The organism is Allobosea sp. LjRoot237, assembly GCF_964253285.1.
In the GTDB taxonomy this organism is placed as follows: Bacteria; Pseudomonadota; Alphaproteobacteria; order Rhizobiales; family Beijerinckiaceae; genus Allobosea.
In genome coordinates, this window is sequence record NZ_CAXUQP020000001.1 from 5,299,561 (window position 1) to 5,322,842 (window position 23,282).

The 23,282-nt window shown below is 67.0% G+C and carries 17 protein-coding genes and 1 pseudogene; 9 read left to right on the forward strand and 9 right to left on the reverse strand.

The genetic code is table 11. The annotated features are described in order from the left end of the window. Positions 1–140: 140 nt before the first annotated feature. Positions 141–476, forward strand: a complete 336-nt coding sequence (locus ACSQ24_RS25730; RefSeq protein ID WP_436097436.1) for a hypothetical protein — start codon at positions 141–143, stop codon at positions 474–476. On the opposite strand, the gene ACSQ24_RS25735 is transcribed toward ACSQ24_RS25730, so the two are convergent. After that, positions 412–648 (reverse strand): hypothetical protein, encoded by a 237-nt coding sequence (locus tag ACSQ24_RS25735; protein ID WP_436097437.1) that lies wholly within the window; start codon positions 646–648, stop codon positions 412–414. The genes ACSQ24_RS25730 and ACSQ24_RS25735 overlap by 65 nt on opposite strands. A 372-nt stretch (positions 649–1,020) precedes the next feature. Next, positions 1,021–3,462, reverse strand: coding sequence for a hypothetical protein (locus ACSQ24_RS25740; RefSeq protein ID WP_436097438.1), 2,442 nt, complete (start codon positions 3,460–3,462; stop codon positions 1,021–1,023). Between the two features lie 207 nt (positions 3,463–3,669). Between ACSQ24_RS25740 and ACSQ24_RS25745 the strand changes: the two are divergent. After that, positions 3,670–3,894 (forward strand): annotated as a pseudogene (locus tag ACSQ24_RS25745) (transposase); the annotation flags it as partial. 199 nt (positions 3,895–4,093) lie between these two features. Here ACSQ24_RS25745 and ACSQ24_RS25750 read toward each other — a convergent pair. From ACSQ24_RS25750 to ACSQ24_RS25780, 7 genes are all read right to left on the reverse strand, one after another. After that, positions 4,094–4,840, reverse strand: coding sequence for a siderophore-interacting protein (locus tag ACSQ24_RS25750; protein ID WP_436097439.1), 747 nt, complete (start codon positions 4,838–4,840; stop codon positions 4,094–4,096). Then, a complete protein-coding gene (locus ACSQ24_RS25755; RefSeq protein WP_436097440.1) occupies positions 4,837–5,946 on the reverse strand; it encodes an ABC transporter substrate-binding protein in 1,110 nt (369 codons plus the stop codon). Before ACSQ24_RS25755 ends, ACSQ24_RS25750 begins: the two co-directional genes overlap by 4 nt. A 12-nt stretch (positions 5,947–5,958) precedes the next feature. Then, complete coding sequence (locus ACSQ24_RS25760; RefSeq protein ID WP_436097441.1) at positions 5,959–8,247, reverse strand: TonB-dependent receptor; 2,289 nt, start codon at positions 8,245–8,247, stop codon at positions 5,959–5,961. 107 nt (positions 8,248–8,354) lie between these two features. Then, positions 8,355–9,311: a FecR family protein gene (locus tag ACSQ24_RS25765; RefSeq protein ID WP_436097442.1), complete on the reverse strand. Its 957-nt coding sequence runs from the start codon at positions 9,309–9,311 to the stop codon at positions 8,355–8,357. Between the two features lie 112 nt (positions 9,312–9,423). Continuing rightward, positions 9,424–9,948, reverse strand: a complete 525-nt coding sequence (locus tag ACSQ24_RS25770) for an RNA polymerase sigma factor (protein ID WP_436097443.1) — start codon at positions 9,946–9,948, stop codon at positions 9,424–9,426. Between the two features lie 270 nt (positions 9,949–10,218). Then, positions 10,219–11,427 (reverse strand): CaiB/BaiF CoA transferase family protein, encoded by a 1,209-nt coding sequence (locus tag ACSQ24_RS25775; protein ID WP_436097444.1) that lies wholly within the window; start codon positions 11,425–11,427, stop codon positions 10,219–10,221. Beyond that, complete coding sequence (locus ACSQ24_RS25780) at positions 11,424–13,742, reverse strand: molybdopterin guanine dinucleotide-containing S/N-oxide reductase (RefSeq protein ID WP_436097445.1); 2,319 nt, start codon at positions 13,740–13,742, stop codon at positions 11,424–11,426. The genes ACSQ24_RS25775 and ACSQ24_RS25780 overlap by 4 nt, the downstream gene beginning before the upstream one ends. 135 nt (positions 13,743–13,877) lie before the next feature. Here ACSQ24_RS25780 and ACSQ24_RS25785 point away from each other — a divergent pair, with 135 nt between their 5' ends. The 7 genes from ACSQ24_RS25785 to ACSQ24_RS25815 all read left to right on the forward strand — a co-directional run bounded on the left by ACSQ24_RS25785 (position 13,878) and on the right by ACSQ24_RS25815 (position 23,090). Then, the gene (locus tag ACSQ24_RS25785) at positions 13,878–14,813 is read left to right on the forward strand and encodes a LysR substrate-binding domain-containing protein (protein ID WP_436097446.1); all 936 of its coding nucleotides are present in this window, start codon (positions 13,878–13,880) and stop codon (positions 14,811–14,813) included. Between the two features lie 93 nt (positions 14,814–14,906). Beyond that, on the forward strand, positions 14,907–16,601 hold the full coding sequence (gene ggt, locus ACSQ24_RS25790; protein WP_436097447.1) for a gamma-glutamyltransferase: 1,695 nt from the start codon (positions 14,907–14,909) through the stop codon (positions 16,599–16,601). 61 nt (positions 16,602–16,662) lie between these two features. Further along, entirely contained in the window at positions 16,663–18,240 is a 1,578-nt protein-coding gene (locus tag ACSQ24_RS25795; RefSeq protein ID WP_436097448.1) for an ABC transporter substrate-binding protein, read from the forward strand. Next, positions 18,240–19,181: an ABC transporter permease gene (locus tag ACSQ24_RS25800; RefSeq protein WP_436097449.1), complete on the forward strand. Its 942-nt coding sequence runs from the start codon at positions 18,240–18,242 to the stop codon at positions 19,179–19,181. Before ACSQ24_RS25795 ends, ACSQ24_RS25800 begins: the two co-directional genes overlap by 1 nt. Positions 19,182–19,189: 8 nt before the next feature. Beyond that, the gene (locus tag ACSQ24_RS25805) at positions 19,190–20,071 is read left to right on the forward strand and encodes an ABC transporter permease (RefSeq protein WP_436097450.1); all 882 of its coding nucleotides are present in this window, start codon (positions 19,190–19,192) and stop codon (positions 20,069–20,071) included. Further along, complete coding sequence (locus ACSQ24_RS25810; protein ID WP_436097451.1) at positions 20,068–21,693, forward strand: dipeptide ABC transporter ATP-binding protein; 1,626 nt, start codon at positions 20,068–20,070, stop codon at positions 21,691–21,693. Before ACSQ24_RS25805 ends, ACSQ24_RS25810 begins: the two co-directional genes overlap by 4 nt. 101 nt (positions 21,694–21,794) lie before the next feature. Then, the gene (locus tag ACSQ24_RS25815; RefSeq protein WP_436097452.1) at positions 21,795–23,090 is read left to right on the forward strand and encodes an NAD(P)/FAD-dependent oxidoreductase; all 1,296 of its coding nucleotides are present in this window, start codon (positions 21,795–21,797) and stop codon (positions 23,088–23,090) included. The last annotated feature ends 192 nt before the right edge of the window (positions 23,091–23,282 follow it).

Here is a 23,282-nt window from a genome sequence, read left to right on the forward strand (position 1 = left end):
TCCAGGACGCGGGCAAAGGAAATTTCTGGAAATGTGGCGGCGCTATGCTTGCGGCTCGCCGCGGCCTTGCCGTGTCCTCGAGCCGGGCGCGGCCTTACCGCCCCTGCGGCATGCCGGCCGAGCATGAAGATGCGTGAACTATGACGAAGATCGTCGGCCTGGCCGAAATCGAAAAGGCTCTCGTCAGGATCGATACCATCGCGACCATGGAACGGGCGTTCGCCGCCTATTCCCGCGACGAGGTCACGGTGCCGCCCGTGGGAGAACTGCTGTTCGACGACCCGCCCGGCGAGATGCATATCAAATATGGCGCGATCCGCGGCGACGACGTGTTCGTGGTCAAGCTCGCGACCGGCTTTCCGCGCAATGGCGAAGCCGGCCTGCCGCCCTTTGGCGGCGTCGTGCTGGTATTCAGCGCGAAGACCGGCCTCCTGTCGCGAATCCTGCTCGATGAGGGCCCTTGTAGAGCCGGTTGAAGCGCGAGGACTGTTCCGGCCGCTCGACGCCATCGAAGATCAGGACGAAGCGTTCGCCGCGGGTGAGCAGCGCGTCGAAGGCGCCGAGCAGCTCGTCGGCCTCCTCGCCCGGGATCACCGCCGGCATGGTCCAGCGCACCACCGGCCAGGCCGAGGCGTCGATAATCGTCATCGCGCCGTCCCCTCAGAATTTCAGCGAGGTGCCGGCGCCGATCGTCGCGCCGCGAGCGTAGACCGCGCCTGGCCATGTAGATTGTTCAGCATTTGTGCGGATCGCGCCTCGCTCTAGGGATGGGCGCATTATCCGATCATGCGCAAGCACAATTTGCCGCGCCATGGGGTATTTCAGGCGCTATGCGCGGATTGTACCGGCGAGAAGCGACCTGCCACCGCATATGTCCGGAGGTCGATAGCGCTGCGCTGGCTCGCGGGCGCCAGGAGTGTAGCTCGCACCACTGCCTGGAGTGTCTGGTTTCGGGCAAGGCGCCGAAGTGACGGCGGCGGACGCCGGTCTCTTCGGTCGGTCAGACGACGATGGCGCCTCTCAGATCATTGGAACTGTCTTTCCGCGCAATCTGCATCTGACGAGGAGCAGAGCCGGTCCCGGCAGCAGTAGATAGCAGGCCGCCCCGGCCCGAAGCGTCGTATCGATGCCGAACTCGATGCTCGTCAGCACCGCGATACTCGCTGCAAGCACGCCCGCTGCGCCGTTGATGCCCCAGAACCACGGCGTTGGTCGCGCGTCGATCATCGCGACCAGCCGCATCCCCGTGGGAAAACCGAAGCCCATGAGAAAACCGGCTGGCGCGAGAACCAGAACGGCCAAGCCGGCCCTCGCCAGCAGGCTTGCGCTCTCCAGTTGGAGCAGAAGCTCGGGAAGCCACAGAGGTAAGGCGAGGAGATATAGGCTGGTGAGGACCGACCAGCCGACCAATTGCGGGCCGCTGCCTAACTTGGCGTGTTCGGATGCCAGGCTGCCGAGGCCGGTCGACAGGATCAGGCTGAAGAGGACGACGCTGAGAGCATAGACCGGGTGGCCCAGGAAGACACTGATGCGTTGGAGCAGCGCGATTTCGACCATCATGAAGCCGATGCCGATCAGCGCAAAATAAGCTGTTCCGGCGATGGCAAGTGTCGACGATGCTGCGAGCACGGTGGAACGAAGCGGAATGATGATTGTCGCCGCGACGAGGACCGCGGAGATCAGGATCAGCATGGCAAGCGTCAGGGTAGCGCTCAGGTTGCCCCCATAGACGCCAGGCCTGGAGGCCATCGCCAGGAGGTTCTGATCAAACAGGCGATCGAGCCGCAATTGATTGAAGAAGAAGGGGCGCGCGTCGGTCGGCGCGCTCAAGTCGAGATAGGAGGCGCGCGTGGCGCGCTGGAGGGCCTCATGGTCAGGCGCTGAGGCGATGCTCTCAAGCAGTGGCGAGGCGGCCGGCGTCTGCGGATCGAGCAGAACGGAAAAGGCATAAGTCTCCGCGGCTTTCCGCGCGGCATGCAGGGCCTGGTCCGACAAGGGCGAACGCGACATCACAAGGCTCGCAACATGGCCTGACGACGCCATGAACAGATGTCGCTTCGGGTCGCTCACTCCGAGAGATTGAAGTGCCGCAACCGCGAGGCTCACCATGCGGCCGGTTTCATTGACCTCGCCGGGAGCATACCAGCGGCTCACGGTGAATACGCCGCCGGGGGTCAGACGTTCGAGGAAGATCCGCCAGGCCTCGACGGTGTAGAGACCATTCTCCGACAAGGTGAAGGCGCCAGCCCCTGTCGCGGCCCAGGTGTCGATCAGGCTCATCTGGATGATGTCGAAGGCGCGATCGGTGCGGGCGAACCAGCTTCGGGCCTCGTCCACCTCGAAGCTGATGCCGAGTTGGCGGCCGATGGCCGTGTAATCGGAGAACCGTCCCTTCAACAGATCGATGAAAATCGGGTTGATCTCGACCCCGACCACTTCAGAGAGGCCGAACAGGCGCGCGGACAGCAAGTCCCTGCCGCCGCCGACACCGATCACGGCCCCGGTCTGAAGACCAGGGAGCGAGTAGGCGAGATTCGTCACGTCGTAACGGAGGAACGCAAGCTCCTCGAGGTCGCGAGAGAAGCGATAGACCGCCGTTCCGGCGCCGCCATCGATGTTCATCGAGCGCTGTTCGATCTGTTGCGGAGCGAACCGGTTGGACGGCCCCCAGAGCATGGGGGACGATTTCTCGTTCCGGCTGACTGTGATGCGCGAGAACGAGTTCCATTTCTCGTAAGCTATCGTCTCCGGGTGCTCGATCCCGTCCTTCACGATGGTCGGGCGAATGCTTTCGGTTGCGCTGTTGGCTGTCGCGAGGGCCGTCAGGCAGCCGAGCGCGACCCAACGATGCCGAAACAGCTTGGCCGCAACAGATTGGCCGGGCGGCATGCCCTCGAAGCCCGCCCTGGCGAAGAGCAGGCTGGCCGCCGCGCCGAGGACGGCGATCCAGAGCACGGCCGAGGGACCGCTGACCAGGTTGAGCAGCGCCAGGGCGCCGAGGCAGCCCAGAGCTGCGCCGAGCAGGTCAGCGCCGTAGACGATGCCGATCGGATACGGGCTGCGGGTCAGCGCCAGGCTGACGACGATGCCGGAGAAGAAGAATGGCAGCGAAAGCGCGACGGCGAACTCGGCCCAGACGACGAACGACATCACCGATGCAGGCAAGCTCGTGACGATGGTCAGTTGCACCAGGACCGCGAAGACGGTCGCCAGGGCAAAGCCGAGCGAAGCGATGCTCAGATGATAGGACAACTGAGCGGGGCGATAGGCTTCGGAGCGAAAATAGACCCAGACGGCTCCGGCGGTGAGGCCGAACATCGCGATGCTGATGACGAAGAACGCGAGATGATACCAGGACGTGACGGAAATGATCCGGGTCTCGACAATCTGCAGCATCAGCGTCGCTGCTGTGATCAGACCAAGGCCCACATAGAATGGCAGCCGCTGCGCGACCTTCTGCAATCGCGCCTCCATCTCACGGCACACCGATCGCTCCTCCTGCCGATCACCCCGCCAGATCCACGGCGTCTAGCTCAGCAGTCTCATCGGCAAGAAATCCGATGAAGGACTGTCCCATAATTCAAGAGCGATGTCAGCTTGACTGGGGGGAGCCGGCTTGGGTTCGCGCTACTGCTCCGGCATCCGCTCGGAGCGCCGCCCCGAGGGCGCATGGCCAGGGACATCGCCGAGACCGACGCCTATGTCACCTCGCGGCGAGAGCGGAAGAAGGTCGAGATGCTCTTCGCCTATCTCAAGCGCATCCTGGGGCTCGATCGGCTGCGATTACGCGGATCGAATGGCGCCAGAGACGAGTTCCACCTCGCCGCGGCAGCCCAGAACCTCAGGAAGCTCGCCAAGTTCATGCCGAACGGACCGCAGATCAGGGCAGCCTGAGACGCCGAAGCCTCATTGGCCAAATCCAACACCCCCAGCAGCGCTCTCCTGGCCGACTTTTTCAACGACATCGGCGCGGCCGAGACCTCAGTTCACTCGCGATGCTGAAAGACCGCGTTGGGAGGGAAGCTGTCGCGGTCGAAAATGGTCCGACGCGTGGACAGCGCCTATCTGAACTTCGAAGCCGACAGAACCTCACTTAGTCGTCGACATGGTCGTGGCCGCCGATGCGTCCGGGCCGCCAATAGCCTTCCGAAAAGATCGCCGCCTTCGGCATCCCCGACTGAACGAGGTGATGCCGCCATGAGCGTACATTGCTGGTCTCGCCCATCAAATAGGCCTGGCCGTGGCCGGCCGGGAGCGGCAGCGCCTGGAGGGCTCCCAATACCAGGGCATTGGGGCCGGGCGTAGCGCCATTGCGCGCCAGCCACTGGCAGGCCAGTGCCGCGGCGGTTTCGATCGCCGTTTCGTCCTGGGCGGAGGCGGTTTCGATTAACGCATGGACGGTCGCTCCGGCTGGCATCGTCTCGAGCATATGCCGTAGCGCCGGCATGCCGGTTTCGTCGACGCAGAACAGGTGCCAGTCGGCATCCGCAGCGATCATGGTGCGCCCGCGCGGGCCATGGGCCAGCAGGAAATCGCCCGGCCGCGCAGCCTTTGCCCAGCTCGGCGCCGGCGTCGCCCCGTGGAGGACGAAATCGATGGCGAGGCGCTTCGCCTGCCGGTCCAGCCAGCGGATGGTATAGTCGCGCCGGCCGGTGCCGCCCTCCGGCAGCGGCATGCGTAAGACGAGCGCCTGACCCGGCCGATAATCGAGCTGGTCGAGCGTGTCGGCGCTGAAGACGACACGCCGAAGCCGCGGTTCGACGTCGAAGGCCTCGACGACGGAGAGATGCCACTCATCGAGAGCGGGACGGGACGCGGGAGCGGCAGGCATGTCGGTCATGGCAGGGAGATCCAGTAGACGCCTTCGAGCGGAAAAGGCTGGAAGCGCTCATGCAGCTCGCGCAGTAGCGCTTCTGGGTCGAGATCGGCGAAGAGGGCCGGATGCAGCCATTTGGCGAAGGCCTGCACCGCCGCGACGTTGAAGGGCGAGTTGTAGAAATGGTGCCAGATCGCATGGGCCCTGCCGGCGCGCACCGCCTCGAGTTGTGCGATGCCGGAGCGCGCCATCGAGCGCTTGAGGCTCATTTGCGCGACCTCGGCCGGAACGTCGGCGCCGAGCGCGAGCCAGGGCTTGTTACCGGCGGAGCCGAGATTGCCGATCGCCGTGCCGATATAGACCTGTGGCGGATGGGCGATCAGCCACTCTAGGCTGACCGTTCCGGCCTCGCCTGGCACCATCGCCTCTGCGATATTGACGCCGCCGCCGGCGGTGACGAAGCGCCCCATCATGCCGCGTGTCATCGTCTCGCAGCAGCTCACATCGAGTCCGACGCGGCTTTCGATGAAGACGCCGACGGGAGCCGGCTTGTCTCGGGCCAGCCGCTCCTCGACCCGTGTCAGCGCGGCGCGCCAGGCCGCGACGAATACTGCCGCTTCGGCCTCGCGGCCGAGCACCTGGCCGAGCAGCTCCATCGATTTCGGCGTATTGACCAACGGATCGCTGCGGAAATCGATGAAGACGATCGCCGTGCCGGTCTTCTCCAACGCCGCGATCACCTCGCCCGAGTGGGTGTCGGGGCCATGGCCGCCGAGCCCGAAGATCGCGACTTGCGGTCTCAGCGTGATCGCCTTCTCCAGACTGAAGCTTTCCTTGGCAGCGCGGCCGATCCGGGCGATCTCGGCGATCTTCGGGAAGCGCTGGCGATAGCGGGCATAGTTCGCCGGGTCGACGGCCTCGTAATCACCCATCATGCCGACGATGCGGCCGACCGGGTCGTCGCGGTCGAGGATGGCGAGGGCCGGCACATAGCGGCCCTCGCCGATGATGATGCGCTCGACCTTGTCGGGCACGGTGACCGTCCTGCCGGCGAGGTCCGTGACTTCGCGAGCTTCACCCGCCGCGGCCGCGGCGAGCAGTGCAAGCGTGGCCAGGAGCGCGCGCAACATCACCGCCGGCCCTCAGAAGCGCGCCGCGGCGCTGAGCACGATCGCCCGACCGGGCTGATAGAGCGGCGTCACCGTGCCGAATTCCTGGCCGTAGGTGGCCCGGTCGGCATAGGTCTTGTCGAGAATGTTCTTGGCCTCGACGCGGAAGGTAAAGTTCGGCAGCGTCGGCGGCTTGTACTCGACGAAGGCGTTGACGACCTCGTAGCCCTTGAGCGGCAGGTTGCCGGGAAGCACTTTCTTGTAATCGAAGACGATCTCCAGATCGGCGCCGACGGTCACGCCCCATTGCTGGAAGGTGTGGGCGCCGGTCAGCGTCAGCACGCGGCCGATCGGGGTCGCGAGATAGGTGCCGGTATCGGAATCGGCGGGCAGATTGTCGATCTTGACGTCGATATCGGCATATTTCGCCCGCACGAAGCCATCAGCCCAATCGTAGCCGGCCGAGATTTCGTAGCCATGCGATTCGACATGGCGGGTCTGTGTCGCTGCGGCCAGGGCGAAGCGGGCCGAGCGGGCATGATCGATCACGGTGCGGAAGATGCTGCCTTCGACGGTGAACCCGGCATAGCGCGCCACCAGCCCGGCGACGTAGTTGTCGGCGGTGGTGGGCTCGACCCCGCGCGTGCCATAGCGCCAGGCGGGATTCAGGATGAAGTTCTCGGCGAGCTGGACGCCGCCGAATGCATGCGAATAGCCAGCCTTGGCGGTGAGGATCTCGGGGATCAGATCGACCTCGGCCGAGGCGTTGCGGCTGACGCCCGAGCTGTCATGACCGGAGCCGTCGACACCGGTGAACCATTGCTTGTCGCCGCGCAGGCCGAAGGAGAGGCGCACCCGTTCGATCGGCGTCAGCCGTGCCTGGGCATAGGCGCCGACATTGCTGGCTTTCTCGCTGATCCGCATATTGCGGTCCTTGTAGAGCGCCTTGTCCTTGTAGAAGTCGACGCCGGCCGTGATGGCGCCGACCGCACCCAACCCGAAGCGGTTCTCGAACTTGCCGTTGAAGCTGTCGGTCCCGCCGGTGCCGGGATAGGTCACCGGCAAAGGATTGGCGCCGACGGGGCGTTCGAAGATCCGCGTCCTGACCTCGGTCGTGCTGTAGGCCAGCACGGCCTTGGGATCCCATAGGCCGATCGGCGATGTGCGGCTGTAGCTCAGCACCGTGTTCTGGCGATTGATCTCGTAGTTCCGGACCCGCGGCTCCCAGGCCGGGCGGCCGCTGATGAAACCGATATTGCCGCGGAAGGGGCGCAGCGCATCGTCGCGCACGCGTTCATGGCTGATCTGGAAACGGTCGCCGCTCGGCGCTTCCCAACCGAGCTTGACGAGGCCGCTGAGGATATCGGTCGCGGTGCCGGGGACCTCGCGCCCGTCGCCCGCCTTGTAGGCCTGGCCCTTGCCGTAAGTGACGAGGCCGAGGGCGTCGAAGCCGTCGTAACGGGCATAGCCGGAGAGGGTATTGGTGAAGACCTTGCCGTTGCTGTTGAACATCGTCTTGGCGAAGCCACCCACGCCGTTGCCCGACAGGAAGTCGCGGGCGTCCTTGGTCTCGTAGGCGATCGCACCGGCCAGCGCGCCCGGGCCGGCATCGGCGGGCGCGACGCCGGCATCGACGCGGGCCGCCTTGAGGAAGGACGGGTCGATCAGTGTCGTGCCGTTATGGTGGAAGACCTTGTTGTTCTGGCGACTGCCGTCGATCGTGACTGAAAGATTGTTCTCCTCGACGCCGTGGACATAGACCTTCTGTGACATCGGGATCGAGCCGCCGACCTTGATGCCCGGCTCGCCGGCGAAGAGCCCACGCGTGTCGGTCGGGTTCTTGCGCTCGATCTCCTGTGGGCCGATGACAATCTCGCTGACGCCGCCGCGCGCCATCGTCGCGCCCCGGACGTCGATCGCATCGAGCGCGATCGCGCCGGCGGGCGCCGCGCCGACCGCTGCCGCTGACGGAATAGCCTCGACCGTGACCGAGCGGGCGCCGGTGAAGCGGTAGGTCAGCCCCGTGCCGGAGAGCAGGCGCTGCAGCGCCGCTTCCGGCGCCTGCGCACCTGCGACCGCGCTGGAACGCTTGCCGGCGGCGAGCGAGGACGGCACGAAGATCTCGATCCGGGTCTGGCGCGAGAAGGCGATCAGGGCCGAGGACAGCGTCTGGGCGGGGATATTGATCGTGGCGCTTGCCGCCGCAGGTGCTTGAGCCAGCACCGGCTGCGTGGCGAAGCAGCCGAGCGCAGTGCCCGCCAGCAGCGCAGCGATCATCGCCGGCCGGACTGCCTGCTGTCCGACCCCGTTCGTGCTCTTCATAGTCCGATGCCCCTGTCCGCGATCACGCGAAGCGCCGTTCTGGCGTTCCCCTGTTGGGGAAGACGCTCGCGGGGGGAAAACTAATTAAGCCGCCGGCCGATTTTTTCTCACCAGGCGACGAGCGCGGCGAAATAGTTGGTTGCGCGCAGAAGGCGCAGGTCGAGATTATGGGCGATGGTCTCGAGCGCCGCGTCTGGGCGCCTGGCGTCGAATACGGCGGTGATTCGCCGCTTGCCAAGCTCACCGCCGAGCAGTTGGATGGTGCCGCCGCGATAGCGCCGCAGCTCGCTCAGCACGGTATCGAGCGGCGCGTCGTGAAAGACGAGTTGGTCCTGCCGCCAGGCCTGAGCCGCGTCGAGATCAGCCGGGCGAACGGCTGAAACGCCGTTTCGGTCGTAGCTGACCTCCTGGCCCGCACTGACGCCGACGGCTCTGCTTCCCGCCGCACTGACTGCGACCTTGCTCTCGGTGACGACGACCGAGACGGTCTCGCTTTGGCCGATCTTGACGTCGAAGGCCGTTCCAAGCACCGCGACCTGGCCCTGGCCGGCACTGACCACGAAAGGCCGGGCTCCGTCCCGGGCCACCGTGAAGAAGGCCTCGCCCGCGACCAGCGTGATGGCGCGTCGGGCATCCGAGAGGTCGACATCGATCGCGCTCGCCGGGCCAAGCTCGATCCGTGTCCCGTCCGCCAGCGCGACGACGCGGCGCTCGCCGATGCCGGTGCGATGATCTGCGAGCAACCCGGCCGGCAGCAAGCGCCAGGCCGCGGTCACGGCCAGAAGAAGCATCGCGGCGACGGCCAGCGGCCGCCATGGCGGCCGGCGCCTGCGTAGGGCAAGGTTGTTCGTGACGACGTTCGGTGCAGCCGCCGGCTTAGGCACAACGACCGCAGCCAGCGCTCCCCAGACGGCCTCGAGCTCGCGCCAGGCCCGCTCATGCGCGGGGCTGGCCTTCAGCCAGGCGGCAAAGGCAGCCCGGTCCGCCTCGGAGGACTCCTCGTCCCGCAGCCTGACGAACCAGGCGACGGCGTCGTCATCGACGGTATTGGGGCCTGTGTCCATCAGCGCGCCAGACCGAGCCACAGTGCCGGTTGTCGCAGATGCATCGCGCGCCAAAGCTCCATCTCTCGGCCCGCCGGGCTGGCCTGTTCTTTAGACGATCTCGCGCGGAAAACTAATTAGCGCCCAGCCGATTTTTCTCGCGCATATGCCGCCGCAGCAGGTTCATGGCGTTGGCGAGATGCACCATGACGGTGTTGCGCGAGATGCCAAGGCGCAGCGCGATCTCGGCATAGCTGAGCTCCTCGAACTTGTGCAACAGCAGCACCTCGCGGCAGCGCGGCGGCAACGTTGAGAGAGCCTGCTCCAGATCCTGGATCGTCTCTTGTTCGACGAGCCGCGCTTCGCTGGATGGCGTCGGATCGGCGATCAGCAGCGCATCCGGCGGTTCGCTCTCGAATAGGAGATTCGTCCGCTGCTCCCGGCGCCAATGATCGACCGCGATGCTGTCGGCCGCGCGGCTGAGATAGGCACTCGGATCGCGAACATCAGCACGGGGCGCCCTGAGCAGGCGCAGGAACAGCTCCTGCACGGCATCGGCCGCCTGCTGCGCGCTGAGCCCACGCCCGATCAGCCGCCGCCGAAGCCTGTCCTGCTCGGTTGCGTAAAGAGCGGCGACGCTGAGCGCCTCGTCAGACATCGACCCCCACTGCACAGCGCCGAGCGGCGCAAGTTGCTAATGAGTGTCAGGCATTAAAATGTCAATGAAAACAGTAGTTTATACGATCTCTAATGTACGCATTGGTTAAGCGCCTCAACCCGCCTGGTCCCTCGCTCGGCCGCGGCAATCCGATAGAGGGCGGTGGGTCGGTTGCAGACTCCCTGGTGCCGGAGTGCGCAATGTCCGCCTCCGGGCAACCTCGCGATGTGCGCAAGTGGCGCACAGCGGCGCCGGCAGTCCGCCTGTTCATCAATCGCCGCAATCGCAGGCGGCTATAGCACCCGCCGTGATCAACTGGTGGATCTCATCCGTGGAGTAGCCGACTTCGCCTAGCACTTCGCGGCTGTGCTCACCCAGGCGCGGGGCCGGCCCGCCAGGTTCTGGCTGACTACTGCTCCAGCGAGAGGGAACCCGCATGGTCCGGACCGCCCCTTCCGAAGGGTGCTCCGACACGGGGAAGAAACCGACCGCGACCAGATGCGGATCCTCGAGCAAGGAGGCGAGCGTATGCATCCGCGCATGCGGAATATCCGCCGCGCCGAGCAGGCCTTCCCACTCGGTCGTCGACCGGCCGAGGAAGGTCTCGGCGACACCCTTCATGATCGCCGCCATATGACGCGTGCGGCTGGCATGGCTGGCGAAGCGCGGATCGCCGTGCCAGTCGTCCCGCCCGGCGATCTCGATGAAGCGCTGCCAGTGCCGATCTGTGTAGATCACCGCGCAGAGGAAGCCGTCGGCAGTCCGGAAGGGCCGGCGCTCCAGCGCGAGCAGGCGCGCATAGCCGCCCTCGTCCAGCGGCGGCTCGTAGCTCAGCCCGCCGAGATGGTCGCCGAGGACGAAGCTCGCCATCGTCTCGAACATCGGCACGTCGATGCGCTGGCCCGCTCCCGTCCTGTCGCGATGGCGCAAGGCGGCGAGGATGGCGGCGAGCGCATGCAGCCCGACCACGCGGTCGGCGATGTTGATCGGCGCGTAGCGGGGCGTCCCGTCGCCGGCCTCGGCGACCAGGGCCGGCACGGCGCAGAGTCCCTGGACGAGATCGTCATAGGCCGGCTTCGCGGCATAGGGTCCATCCTGACCGAAGCCGAAAGTGCCGACATAGACGATGTCGGCCCGCGCCCGCGCCACGGCCTCATAGCCCAGACCGAGCCGCTCCATCGCCTGCGGCCGCAGATTGTAGACGAGCACATCGGCCGTCCGGGCAAGGTTCAAGGCAATGTCCCGGCCTGCCGGCTTCTTGAGGTCGACCGCGATGCTCCGCTTGGAGCGGTTGGCATGCATGAACATGCCGCCCATCGCATCGCTGCGGCCCGGCCCGACCTGGCGAATGAGGTCGCCTTCCAGCGATTCCAGCTTGATGACGTCGGCGCCCATGTCGCCGAGGATCGAGGTCGCATAGGGACCCATGAGCACGGAGGTCATGTCGAGGATCCGGATGCCGGACAGGGGGCCAGTCATCGCGGGCCACCCGCGTCGCGCGGCGGGTCGTAGGCGCGCAAAGGCGGCGCCTCGCCGTCGAAGCGCGCGCATTGCACCGTCGTCACCTGGCCGCAGCTGCCCTGCGCCAGCCGCGAGGTGCCGATGTCGCGCGTCACGACATTGGGATTGCCGTGGCCGCAGAGCGGCTGGCTGCTGCCGTCCTCGACCGGGTCGTACCAGGCACCGGTCGAGAGGTTGGCGACGCCGGGCATCACGCCCTCGCTGATCCGGGCGGCAGCCAGGCAGGCGCCGCGCGCATTGAAGATGCGCACGAGGTTGCCATCGGCGATGCCGCGCGCCGCGGCATCCTGCGGGTTCAGCCGCACGACCTCGCGACCGTGCAGCTTGGCTGACTGGCTATAGGCGCCGAAATCGAGCTGGCTGTGCAGCCGCGTCGCGGGCTGGTTGGCGATGAGGATGAGCGGCGCGTCGGCATCCGGCTGCTCGGTGGCCGGCAGCCAGACCGGGTGCTCCGGGCAATCGTCGTAGCCGAAGCCGCCGATGGTCCGCGAGACAATCTCGATCCTGCCGCTCGGGGTCGGCAGGGCATTGCGCTCGGGATCCTCGCGAAAGGCGCGCAGCAGGCCGCCATCATCCGGCGCGGATGGCAGCGGGATTTCGCCCTGCTCCCAGAACTCCGCGAATGACGGCGCCGGCCAGCCCTGCGCCGCCAGCGCGCTGCGCGTCGGCTCGTAGAGATGCTCCAGCCAATGCGCGGGCGTGCGCCCCTCGGTGAAGGCGTCCTCGCAGCCCATACGCCGGGCGAGGCCGCGGAAGATCTCGAAATCGTTGCGCGCCTCGCCGATCGGTTCCGCAACGCGCTTCATCGCGATCAGCCGCGGGTCCGTGGCGGCGGCGCCGATATCGTCGCGCTCCAGCGACATGGTGGCGGGCAGCACGATATCGGCGAAGCGCGCCATCGGGGTCCAGGCGCTCTCGTGGCAAATGATGGTGTCGACCCGCGAGAAGGCGCGGCGCAGCCGGTTGAGGTCCTGGTGGTGATGGAACGGGTTGCCGCCGGCCCAGTAGACCAGCCGAATCTCCGGATAGGCCAGCGTCTCGCCATTGTAATCGAACGGCGCGCCCGGGTTCAGCAGCATGTCGGTGATGCGGGCGACCGGGATGAAGGACTTCACGCCGTTGCTGCCCTGCGGCATGGTCGGGATCGGCACGGCATTGACGCGGCGCCCGGTATGCCCCATCGCGCCGAGCGCGTAATTGTACCCCCCTCCGGGCAGGCCGATCTGGCCGACCATCGCAGCCAGGACCGCGGCCATCCAGACCGGCTGCTCGCCATATTGCGCGCGCTGCAAGGCATGCGCCACGGTGATGAGGCTGCGCCCGGCGACGAGCTTGCCGGCGATGTCGCGGATCGTTGCGGCGTCGATGCCGGTGATCGCGGCCGCCCATTCCGCGCTCTTGACGGCGCCGTCGGAGGCACCGGACAGATAGCCGGCAAATCTATCGAAACCGACGCAATAGTGGTCGAGAAAGACGCGGTCGTGCAGCCCCTCGGCAAGCAGGGTGTGCGCGAGCGCGAGCATCAGTGCGACGTCGCTGCTTGGCCGGATCGGCAGCCAGCGCGGGCGCGCTTCCCCCGGCATGTCGTCACGCAGCGGACTGACCGACCAGAACGCGCAGCCGCGCGCGGCGGCGCGTGCCATCGCGTCGGGCTCGACATGGCGGGTGATGCCGCCGCTGGCGATCATCGAGTTCTTCAGCGGCATGCCGCCGAAGGCGAGCACGAAATCGCTGTGCTCGGCGATCTGCTCCCAGGTGACGTTGCGCCGCGACAGGGCCTCGAACGGCCCGAGCACATGGGGAAGGATCACCGAGGAGGCGCCGGCGCTGTAGCTGTTGACCGAACGGACATAGCCGCCGCAGGCGAGGTTCAGGAAGCGATGGATCTGGCTCTGGGCATGGTGGAAACGCCCGGCGCTCGCCCAGCCATAGGAGCCGCCATAGATCGCCTGCGGGCCAAAATTCTCGCGGACGCGGCTGATCTCGGCGGCGAGGCGATCCAGCACCTCGTCCCAGCCGATCGCCACAAGATCGTCGCGGAAATCGCGTTCGCGCGGGCCGGGGCTCGCTTCGAGCCAGCCGCGGCGGACCATCGGCCGGCGGATGCGGGCCTTGTGGTCCAGGACGTCGGTGAAGTTACCGAGGATCGGCGAGGGGGCCGGATCCTCCGGGTGCGGCATCACCACCAGCCGCTCGCCGTCGCGGCGAGCGAAGAAGCTGCCCCAATGGGCGCTATGGGGAATGCCGCGGGATGGCAGGCCAGGATCGTCCATTCGCAACTCGTCGAGAATGCCGCCGATACCCGCTACGCCGGCCGGCTGCTCCGGACGATATTGCTGGCCGCTTTCATATCAGTCCAATATGGAGGGTGGTCGATTTTAAGAATCCACACTTCTTACGAGGCTGTCATGGCGCCTGGCCGCCGCCCCAGCAGTGCCCATCTCGAACTGCGTCACCTGCGCTACTTTCTCGCCACGGCGGAGGAGCTGAACTATGGGCGCGCGGCGGAAAAGCTGCGCATCGCCCAGCCGGGCCTCAGTCAGCAGATCAAGAACCTCGAGGGGATCGTCGGAACGCCACTCTTCGACCGCACGCGCCGCTCGGTGAAGCTGACGCTCGCGGGCGAGCTCTTCTTGGCAGAAGCGCGCAAGGCGCTGCAGCAGGCCGAGACGGCATTGTTGGTGGCGCGCCGGGCCGGGCGCGGCGAGGTCGGGCGCATCGCCATCGGCTATGTCGGCTCGGCCGCCTATACCGGTGCGCTGACAACGATGGTCGGGGAGTTCCGCAACGCCTATCCGGAGGTCGAGCTCGATATCTCGGAAATGGAGATGCTGCAGCAGCTCGACCAGCTCGACCAGGGCAAGCTCGATATCGGCTTCATCCGCCCGCCCGTTCCCCTGCCGCTGGGCATCGTCTCGACGCCGATCCTGTTCGAGGAGATCATGCTCGCCCTGCCGCAGAGCCATGTCCTCGCGAAGCGGGAGCGCGTACCGCTCTCGGCGCTCAACGGCGATATCTTCATCACGCCGCGCCATCCCGCAGGCGTCAGCTTCCAAGAGCATACGACCTCCGCCTGCCGCGCTGCCGGCTTCTTTCCGCGGCTGGGACCGCAGGGGCGCGACTTCGTCACCATTGCGAGCATGGTTGCCGTCGGCCTCGGCGTCGCCCTGGTGCCGCAGTCGCTGCAGAGCATCCAGGTTCCCGGACTGCGTTACCGCGCCATTGCCGGCGAGCCGGTGCTGGCGGAGCTCGCTGTCGCCTACCGCCGCAACGAGCCCTCGCCGGTGGCGCGGGCCTTCGCGGCCCACGCCCGGCGCGTTGCGGCGTCGGTTGGCGTCTCCTGATAACTTCAAGCTATCGAAAATGCCAGGAATGCGTATTGGACTGATTTGATGTTCCGCGCCGATACTTGACGATCCTCGAGGTCGGATGAGGCGATGGATTGGCGCGACCGGGCGGGCAGCCCCTTCTCCTGCGAAAAGATGGCTGTTGCGGCCCATCGCGGCATGGCGGTGACCAACCACCCGCTGGCGTCGGCCGCGGCGGTGGAGATGCTGGCGGCCGGCGGCAACGCCATCGACGCCACGGTCTCGGCCCTGTTCACGCTGACCGTGGTCGAGCCGATGATGGTCGGCATCCTCGGCGGCGGCGCGGCGCTGATCCGGCTGGCGGACGGGCGCGAGCTGGTGCTGGACGGCCTTTCGACCGCGCCGGCGGCGGCGCGCCCGGACAGCTTCACGCCGATCTCGGACGAATGGCCCGACTATATGGAGACCAGGGGCCGCGCCAACCGCGTCGGCCCGAAGGCAGTCGCGGTGCCCGGCACGCTCAAGGCCTGGTGCGAGGCGGCGGAACGCTTCGGCCGCCTGCCGCTGCGCGACCTGGTCGAGCCGGCGATCCGCCATGCCGGGCGCGGCTTCCGGCTCTCGCCCTATCTGGCGACCTGCATCCGGGAGATCGCCCCGGACCTGGCGCTCGACACGGCGATCGCCGCGGTGTTCCTGCCGGGCGGGGAGCCCCTGAAGGCCGGCGATCTGCTGGTCCAGACGGACTATGCCGAAACGCTGCGGCGGATCGCGGCCGAGGGGCCGGGAGCCGTCTATGGCGGTGAGCTGGGCAAGCGCATTGCCGCCTATCTCGAGGAGGTCGGCTCCTTCCTGCGCGTCGAGGATCTCGTCACCTACCGGACGATCGAGCGCGAGCCGGTGCGCGGGCTTTACCGCGGCGTCGAGATCGTCGGGCCGCCGCCGCCCTGTTCAGGCGGCGTCCAGACGCTGCAGATCCTCAATCTGCTCGAAGCCTATGATATCGGGCAGCTCGGCTTCGGCACGGCCGAGACACTGCATCTCGTGCTCGAGGCGCTGAAGATCGCTGCCGCCGACAGGCGCGCCGTCACGGCCGATCCCGATTTCGTCGACGTGCCGACCGCGCGGCTGATCTCGAAGGACTATGCTGCACTGCGCCGGCCGGAGATCGATCGCGGCCGCGCCAAGGCGTTCGAGGCCGGCATTCTCTCCAACGAGTCCGCCAACACGACCCATGTCACGATCGCCGATGACGAGGGCAACATCGTCACCTCGACCCAGACGATCAACAGCCTGTTTGGCGCGCGGATCATGATCCCGGGCACCGGGATCATCCCGAACAACTACATGTACCTGTTCGACCCGCATCCGGGAAAGGCGCTCTCGCTGCAGCCAGGCAAGCGCATCACCAGCGGCATCACCGCGCTGATCGGCAAGCGTGACGGTTGCCCGCTCTTCGCGCTCGGCCTGCCCGGCGCACACCGCATCCCGGCCTCGGCAATGCAGGCCGTCCTCAACCTCGTCGACCACGGCATGAGCCCGCAAGAGGCGGCCGAGGCCCCGCGCGTCTTCACCTGGGGACAGGAAGCCGAGATCGAGCGCAGTGTGCCCGAGGCAGTGCGCGCGCGGCTGGCCGGGCTCGGCCACCGCGTCGCACCGGTCGACCATGTCGCCGGCGGCATGGGGATCATCGGCTTCGAGCCCGACGGCGCCATGACCGGCGCGGCCTGCTGGCGTGCGGATGGCGTCCCGATGGGAGTTGGCGGCGGCGCGGCGCGGGAAGGCACCTCCTTCTGGCCCGATCCCCGGAGGGGTCGCAGCTACTGAGCGAAACGCTCGTCACCGACGAAGCGGGCGCAAAGCCCGCCTGACAAAAGGGAACGGAGCTATGCTGATCAACCGACGCGACGCCCTGGCGCTGTCTGCCGGTGCGCTCTTCGCCACGATGAGCCCCGCAAGGGCGCAAGCAAAGAAGACGTTGCGGCTGGCGCCGCACGCCGCCCTGCGCGTGCTCGACCCGGTCGCGACCAATGCCTACATCACCCGCAACCATGCCTTTATGGTCTACGACACGCTGTTCGCGGTCGATGCGCAGTATCGGCCGCAGCCCCAGATGGTGAAGGAATGGTCCGTCAGCGCCGACAAGCAGGCCTATACCTTCACCTTGCGCGAGGGACTTGCCTTCCATGACGGGCAACCCGTCACCGCGGTCGACTGCATCGCCTCGATCGCGCGCTGGGCCAAGAAGGACGTCATCGGCCTGCGTCTCGCCGCCGTGACGGCGGGCATGGAGGCGCTCGATGCCAAGTCGTTTCGCATCTCGCTGAAGGAGCCTTTCGGTCCGATGCTGGAAGCTTTCGCGCGTCCCAGCTCGATCCCGCTCTTCGTGATGCCCAAGCGCATCGCCGAGCTGCCGGCCGACAAGGTGCTGGAAGAGGTCGTCGGCTCCGGCCCATTCCGCTTCCTGCCGTCCGAGTTCCGCCCGGGCGTCAGCTGGGCCTATGAGCGTAACGAAAAATACGTTCCGCGCGACGAGCTGCCGAGCGGACTCGCCGGCGGCAAGCTCGTCAAGGTCGACCGCGTCGAGGTGGTCTGGTTCCCGAGCAAGCAGACCGCGATCAACGCGCTGGCCAAGGGCGAGATCGACCTGCTCGAGAGCCTGAACGCCGACCAGCGCTCCCTGCTCCAGGACAACAAGGATGTCGTGGTCAGGCGCAAGGCCGGGCCGAGCGCCTCGACCATCCGCTTCAACTGGGCGCAGCCGCCCTTCGACAAGCTGAAGATCCGCCAGGCCGTGCAGGCGGTGGTCACGCAGCAGGACTATATGGACACCGCCATCGGCGATCCGGACTCCTATCAGATCTGCCCGGCCTTCTTCGGGTGCGGCACGCCGCTCGAGACCAATGTCGGCTTTCCCGACACCGGTAAGCCGAACATCGCCAGGGCCAAGGCGCTGCTGCAGGAGGCCGGCTACAAGGGCGAGAAGGTCGTCATCATCACCCCCGGCGACGTCGCCTCCTTCGCACCGTTGGCGCCGCTGACCCAGCAGCTTCTTCGCCAGATCGGCATGCCGTCCGAGATCCAGACCATGGAATGGAGCGCCTTCCTGGCGCGGCGCGCCAAGCCCGATCCCGTCGCGGAAGGCGGCTGGAACCTGGCCCATGCCGTCTTCGACCGGGTCGACCTGATCTCGCCGCTGGGCAACCTGAACTTCGACGCGCGCGGCAAGGGGGCCTATACCGGCTTCGTCGACGATCCCGAAACCGAGGCGCTCAAGGGGCGCTACCAGCGCGAGACCGATCCGGCCAAGCAGAAGGCGATCGTCGAGGAGATGCAGAAGCGCGCCTATGAGCTGGTCTTCTACATCCCGCTCGGCACCTATTTCGACTACGAGGCCTTCCGCGCCAACGTCTCCGACTATGTGCCATCCGCCGTGATGGTCGCATGGGGCGTGAGCAAAGCCTGATGCTTCGGTTGATCGCCCTCAGGATCGCGATGGCGGTGCCGGTGATGCTCGTCGTCGCCACCATCGTCTTCCTGCTTTTGCGGCTCAGCCCTGGCGATCCTGCGCTGATCATCGCCGGTGAGACCGCCGGGCCGGAGGCGCTCGCGCGCATCCGCTCGGAGATGGGGCTCGACCGGCCGCTGACCGTGCAATACTTCGCCTGGCTCACCGCGATCGCGCGCGGCGACCTCGGCCTCTCGGTCCTGTCGAAGATCCCGGTGCTCAACCTGATCATCGACAGGCTGGAGCCGACGCTCGTCCTGGCGCTGAGCGCGATCCTGATCACGGTCGTGGTCGCGGTGCCGCTCGGGGCCATCGCCGCCTGGCGCCATAACAGCTGGATCGACCGCGCCGTGATGATGCTGTCGGTCGTCGGCTTCTCCGTGCCGGCCTTCGTGATCGGCTACATCCTGATCCTGTTCCTCTCGGTCAAGGCGGACATCTTTCCGGTGCAAGGCTATGTCAGCCCCTTCGAGGACCCGCTCGCCGCGCTGCGGCACCTGGTCCTGCCCTCCCTGACGCTCGCGCTCGTCTTCATGGCGCTGATCTCGCGCGTCACGCGCTCCAGCTTGCTCGAGGTCCTGGGCGAGGACTTCGTCCGCACGGCCCGCGCCAAGGGCAATGTCGAGCGCCGCGTGCTCTGGCGCCACGCCCTGCCGAATGCCGCCGTGCCGATCATCACGGTGATCGGCCTCGGCATCGCGCTGCTGATCAGCGGCGTGGTGGTGACCGAGAGCGTCTTCAACCTGCCCGGCGTCGGCCGGCTGACGATCGACGCGATCCTCGCCCGCGACTACCCCGTGGTTCAGGGCCTGATGCTGTTCTTCGCGCTGATCTATGTCGGCGTGAACCTGCTGATCGACATCGCCTATGTGATCGTCGATCCGCGCATCCGCTATTGAGAGCAGCCATGTCGACAACCGGACAGAGCAGCTTTCTCTCGCGGCGCGACGGCCTTCTCGAAGCGCTCCTGGCAAACCGCATCGCGCTGCTCAGCGCCTTGCTGCTGCTCGCCATCGCCCTTTCGGCGGTGGCCGCCGGAACGATTACCGGCGACGACCCTTTCCTGATCCGCCCGCGCCTGAGGCTGCGTCCGCCTGGTGGAGAGTTCTGGTTCGGCACGGACGCGCTCGGGCGCGATGTCTTCGCCCTGGTCCTGCACGGGGGGCGCATCTCGCTGCTCGTCGGCCTGCTCGCGGCGCTGGCGGGCGCCGCCATCGGCACCGTGGTCGGTCTGCTGACCGGCTATCTGCGCTGGCTCGATCCGGTGGTGATGCGGATCATGGACGGCATCATGGCGATCCCGGGCATCCTCTTCGCGGTGGCACTCGTCTCGCTCGTCGGCCCGAGCATCGTCACCATCGTCGCGGCGATCACCTTTTCCGAGATTCCGCGCGTGACGCGGCTGGTGCGCAGCGTCGTGCTCAGCGTGCGCGAGGAATCCTATGTCCGCGCCGCCGAGGGGCTCGGCATCCCGCCGATGCTGGTGCTGCTACGTCACATCCTGCCGAGCTGCATCGCGCCGCTGATTGTGCAGACGACCTACATGTTCGCCGCGGCGATCCTGTCCGAGGCCGTGCTCGGCTTCCTCGGCGTCGGCTTCCCGCCGGACGTCCCGAGCTGGGGCAATGTGCTCGCCGAGGGCCGCGCCGTCTTCCAACGCGCGCCCTGGACGATCATCGCACCGGGCCTGTTCCTGGCCGTGACGGTGATGGCGGTGAACCTGCTCGGCGATGGGCTGCGCGACCGGCTCGATCCCAGGCTGTCCCGTGCCGCCAAGGTGTCGTCATGAGCGCGCCCGAGCCGATCCTGCGGATCGAGAATCTGAGCGTCGCGCTGCCGGCGGGCCTCGACCGCAGCCATGCGGTGCGCGACGTCTCGTTTGACGTCCATCGCCGGCAGATCCTCTGCGTCGTCGGCGAATCCGGCTCCGGCAAGTCGGTTACGGCCGCGGCGGTGATGCGGCTGCTGCCCGAGACGGTGCTGCGCATCACCGGCGGCACGATCCGGCTCGAGGGCGAGGACATCGCCGCCGCCTCGCCGGCGCGGCTGTGTCAGCTGCGCGGCAACCGCATGGCGATGATCTTCCAGGAGCCGCTGACGGCGCTGAACCCGGTCATGCGCGCCGGCGACCAGATTGCCGAGGTCCTGCTGCTCCATCGCCCGCAGATGACGACCGAGCAGAGGCAGGCGCGCGTGCTCGAGCTGATGGCCGATGTGCACCTGCCGGAGCCGGAGCGGCTGGCGCGGGCCTATCCGCATCAACTTTCCGGCGGACAGCGCCAGCGCGTCATGATCGCGATGGCACTGGCGCTGGAGCCGGCGCTGATCATCGCCGACGAACCGACCACGGCGCTTGACGTCACCACCCAGGCGCAGATCCTGCGCCTGTTCCGCGAGCTGCTGACCAAGCACGACAGCGGCGTGCTAATGATCACCCATGATTTCGGCGTGGTGGCCGATGTCGCCGACCATGTCGTGGTGATGCGCCAGGGCGAGGTCGTCGAGCATGGCGCGCCGGAGACGGTGCTGAAGGCGCCGGAGCATCCCTATACGCGCGCGCTGATCGAGGCCGTGCCCCGCTTCCGATACCGGCCTCGGCTGAAGGCGGCCGAAGCGCCGGTGCTCGCGGTGGAAGCCCTGTCGCTGACCTATCGCAACACGAGCTTTCTCGGCGGCAAGCGGGAGACGCGCGCGCTCGACAGCGTCTCCTTCGGCCTTGCCGCAGGCGAGACGCTCGGCGTCGTCGGGGAATCGGGATCGGGCAAGACCAGCCTGGCCAAGACCTTGCTGCGCTTCGAGACGCCGGATTCAGGCCGCATCCTGTTCAAGGGGCAGGATATCGCCGGATTGGCCGGGTCGGCCCTGCGTGAGATGCGCCGCCATATCCAGATGGTCTTCCAGGATCCCTACAAGTCGCTCAATCCGCGCCGCGGGGTCGGCCAGTCGCTGATCGAGGGGCCGGTCCAGCATGGGCTCTCGCGCCGTCAGGCGACCGCGCGTGCCGAAGATCTGATGGAGCTCGTCGGGCTGCGGCGCGACGCGCTCGACCGTTTCCCGCACGAGTTCTCGGGCGGTCAGCGCCAACGCATCTGCATTGCACGCGCGCTCGCCATGGAGCCGGCGATCATCGTCGCGGACGAAGCGGTCTCGGCGCTCGACGTCTCGGTGCAGGCGCAGGTGCTGCGATTGTTCGAGGACCTGCAGAAGCGACTCGGCTTCGCTATGATCTTCGTGACGCATGACCTGCGCGTCGCCTCCAATATCTGCGATCGTATCGCCGTGATGCAGCGCGGGAAGGTCGTCGAGCTCGGCCCGGCAAGGCGCGTCTTCCAGGCGCCGGAAGCGGCCTATACCCGCGAACTCCTGGCAGCCGTGCCGGGATTGGCAAGCGAACGCGCTGCCCCGGATTGAAGCCTTGTCCGGCGGCCGGGACGCGCCCTCGGCAAACCCATCCATGGCATGGACCGGACGCGCGGCGGCGCAATTTCGAGTGACGATGTGAGGTAAGAAGCTTGGAAGTCGCTCCTGCCTATAAGTCACGGTCGGGCTGGAATGCCTTGCTGCCGCAGCGCATCGCCAAGAACCAGGCCCCGAAGGATCGAAGATTCCGCACGGTCGTCGTCGGCGCCGGCTATACGGGGTTGGCTGCTGCGCGCCGGCTGGCCGAACTGGCTCCGGGCGAGGAGGTGCTCCTTCTCGACGCCGCGACCATTGGAGAGGGCGCCTCGGGTCGCAATTCCGGCTTCCTGCTGATCAATCCTGGGGAACCGAGCGCCAATGCCGCCGGCTTCGCCGGGGATTGGGCGGTTCGGCAGATCGCGCTGGTTCAGGCGGGTCTCGATTGGCTGCGGCAGCTGGTCGAGATCTATTCGATCGATTGCGACTGGCAGGAAAGCGTGCCGGCCATCACGGCCGCCGCCACGTCCCGCGGCGAGGAATCCGTTCGCGCCACCTGCAGCCGCTACCAGTCCTGGGCCATCGAGTCGAAGGAGTATCGTCACGACGAGCTCCGGCGGCTTGTCGGCACGGGCTATTATCGCTACGGAATCCAGTCCCTGACGCGGGCTCTCGTCCAGCCGGCGGCGCTTCATCGCGGTCTCGCGGACAGCCTGCCTGACGCGGTCACTCTTCTCGAGAACACCGCGGTGAACTCGTTCAGCGGCGAAGCGCCCTTCCGGCTGCAGACCAGTCGCGGCGAGTTCGTCGCCGATCGGCTCTTCGTGACGAACAACCTGCATGCCCGGTCGCTCGGAATCGCGCGCAACCGGATGATCGGCATCTACACCTACGGCGCCTTCACGCCGCAGCTCGACGAAGCTGAGCTGAGCCCGCTGGGCGAAGCGCCGCAATGGGGTGCTCTGCCGGCCCATCGCATGGGCACGACGCTGCGGAAGACCATGGGGCGCCTGCTCATCAGGAGCGGCGACTCCTATGAGAGGGAGCTCGATCCCGACAAGGTCCGCGCGATGCTGGCGCGGCTCTATCGGGACCGTTTTCCGGGCATGAGGACCCATGAATTCGAGCATGTCTGGGGTGGCTTGACCGCCGTGACGCATAATGGCGCCTTCTATTTCGGGCAGGCCAGACCGGGACTGTTCGCGTCGGTGGGATGCGGTGGCGCTGGAGTCACGCGGGGAACGATCCATGGTAAGCTGCTGGCGGAGCTCGCATGCGGCTCCCAGAGCACACTCCTCACCGACCGCCTCGCATTGCGTGGCCCAAACTGGCTGCCGCCCGAACCGTTCAGGCGCATGGGAGCAACCGCCCAGATCGCCTGGGAGCAATGGCTTGCGGGCGCGGAGCGTTAATCCGTTCGCAACGTTGCCGAGGCCCACCTGGGCATATGGACGAGCGTCGGGTTTCGCGGCCCAGACCTCAGGCAATTATCCTCATCACGCTCCGGGAGCAGCGTTGACAGCTCAGCCGCGCTGACCTAAGTAACTAACTATTGAGTTATAAAACACTGCCCCGGCAACAGCTGGAGGCGCATGGAGTCAGGG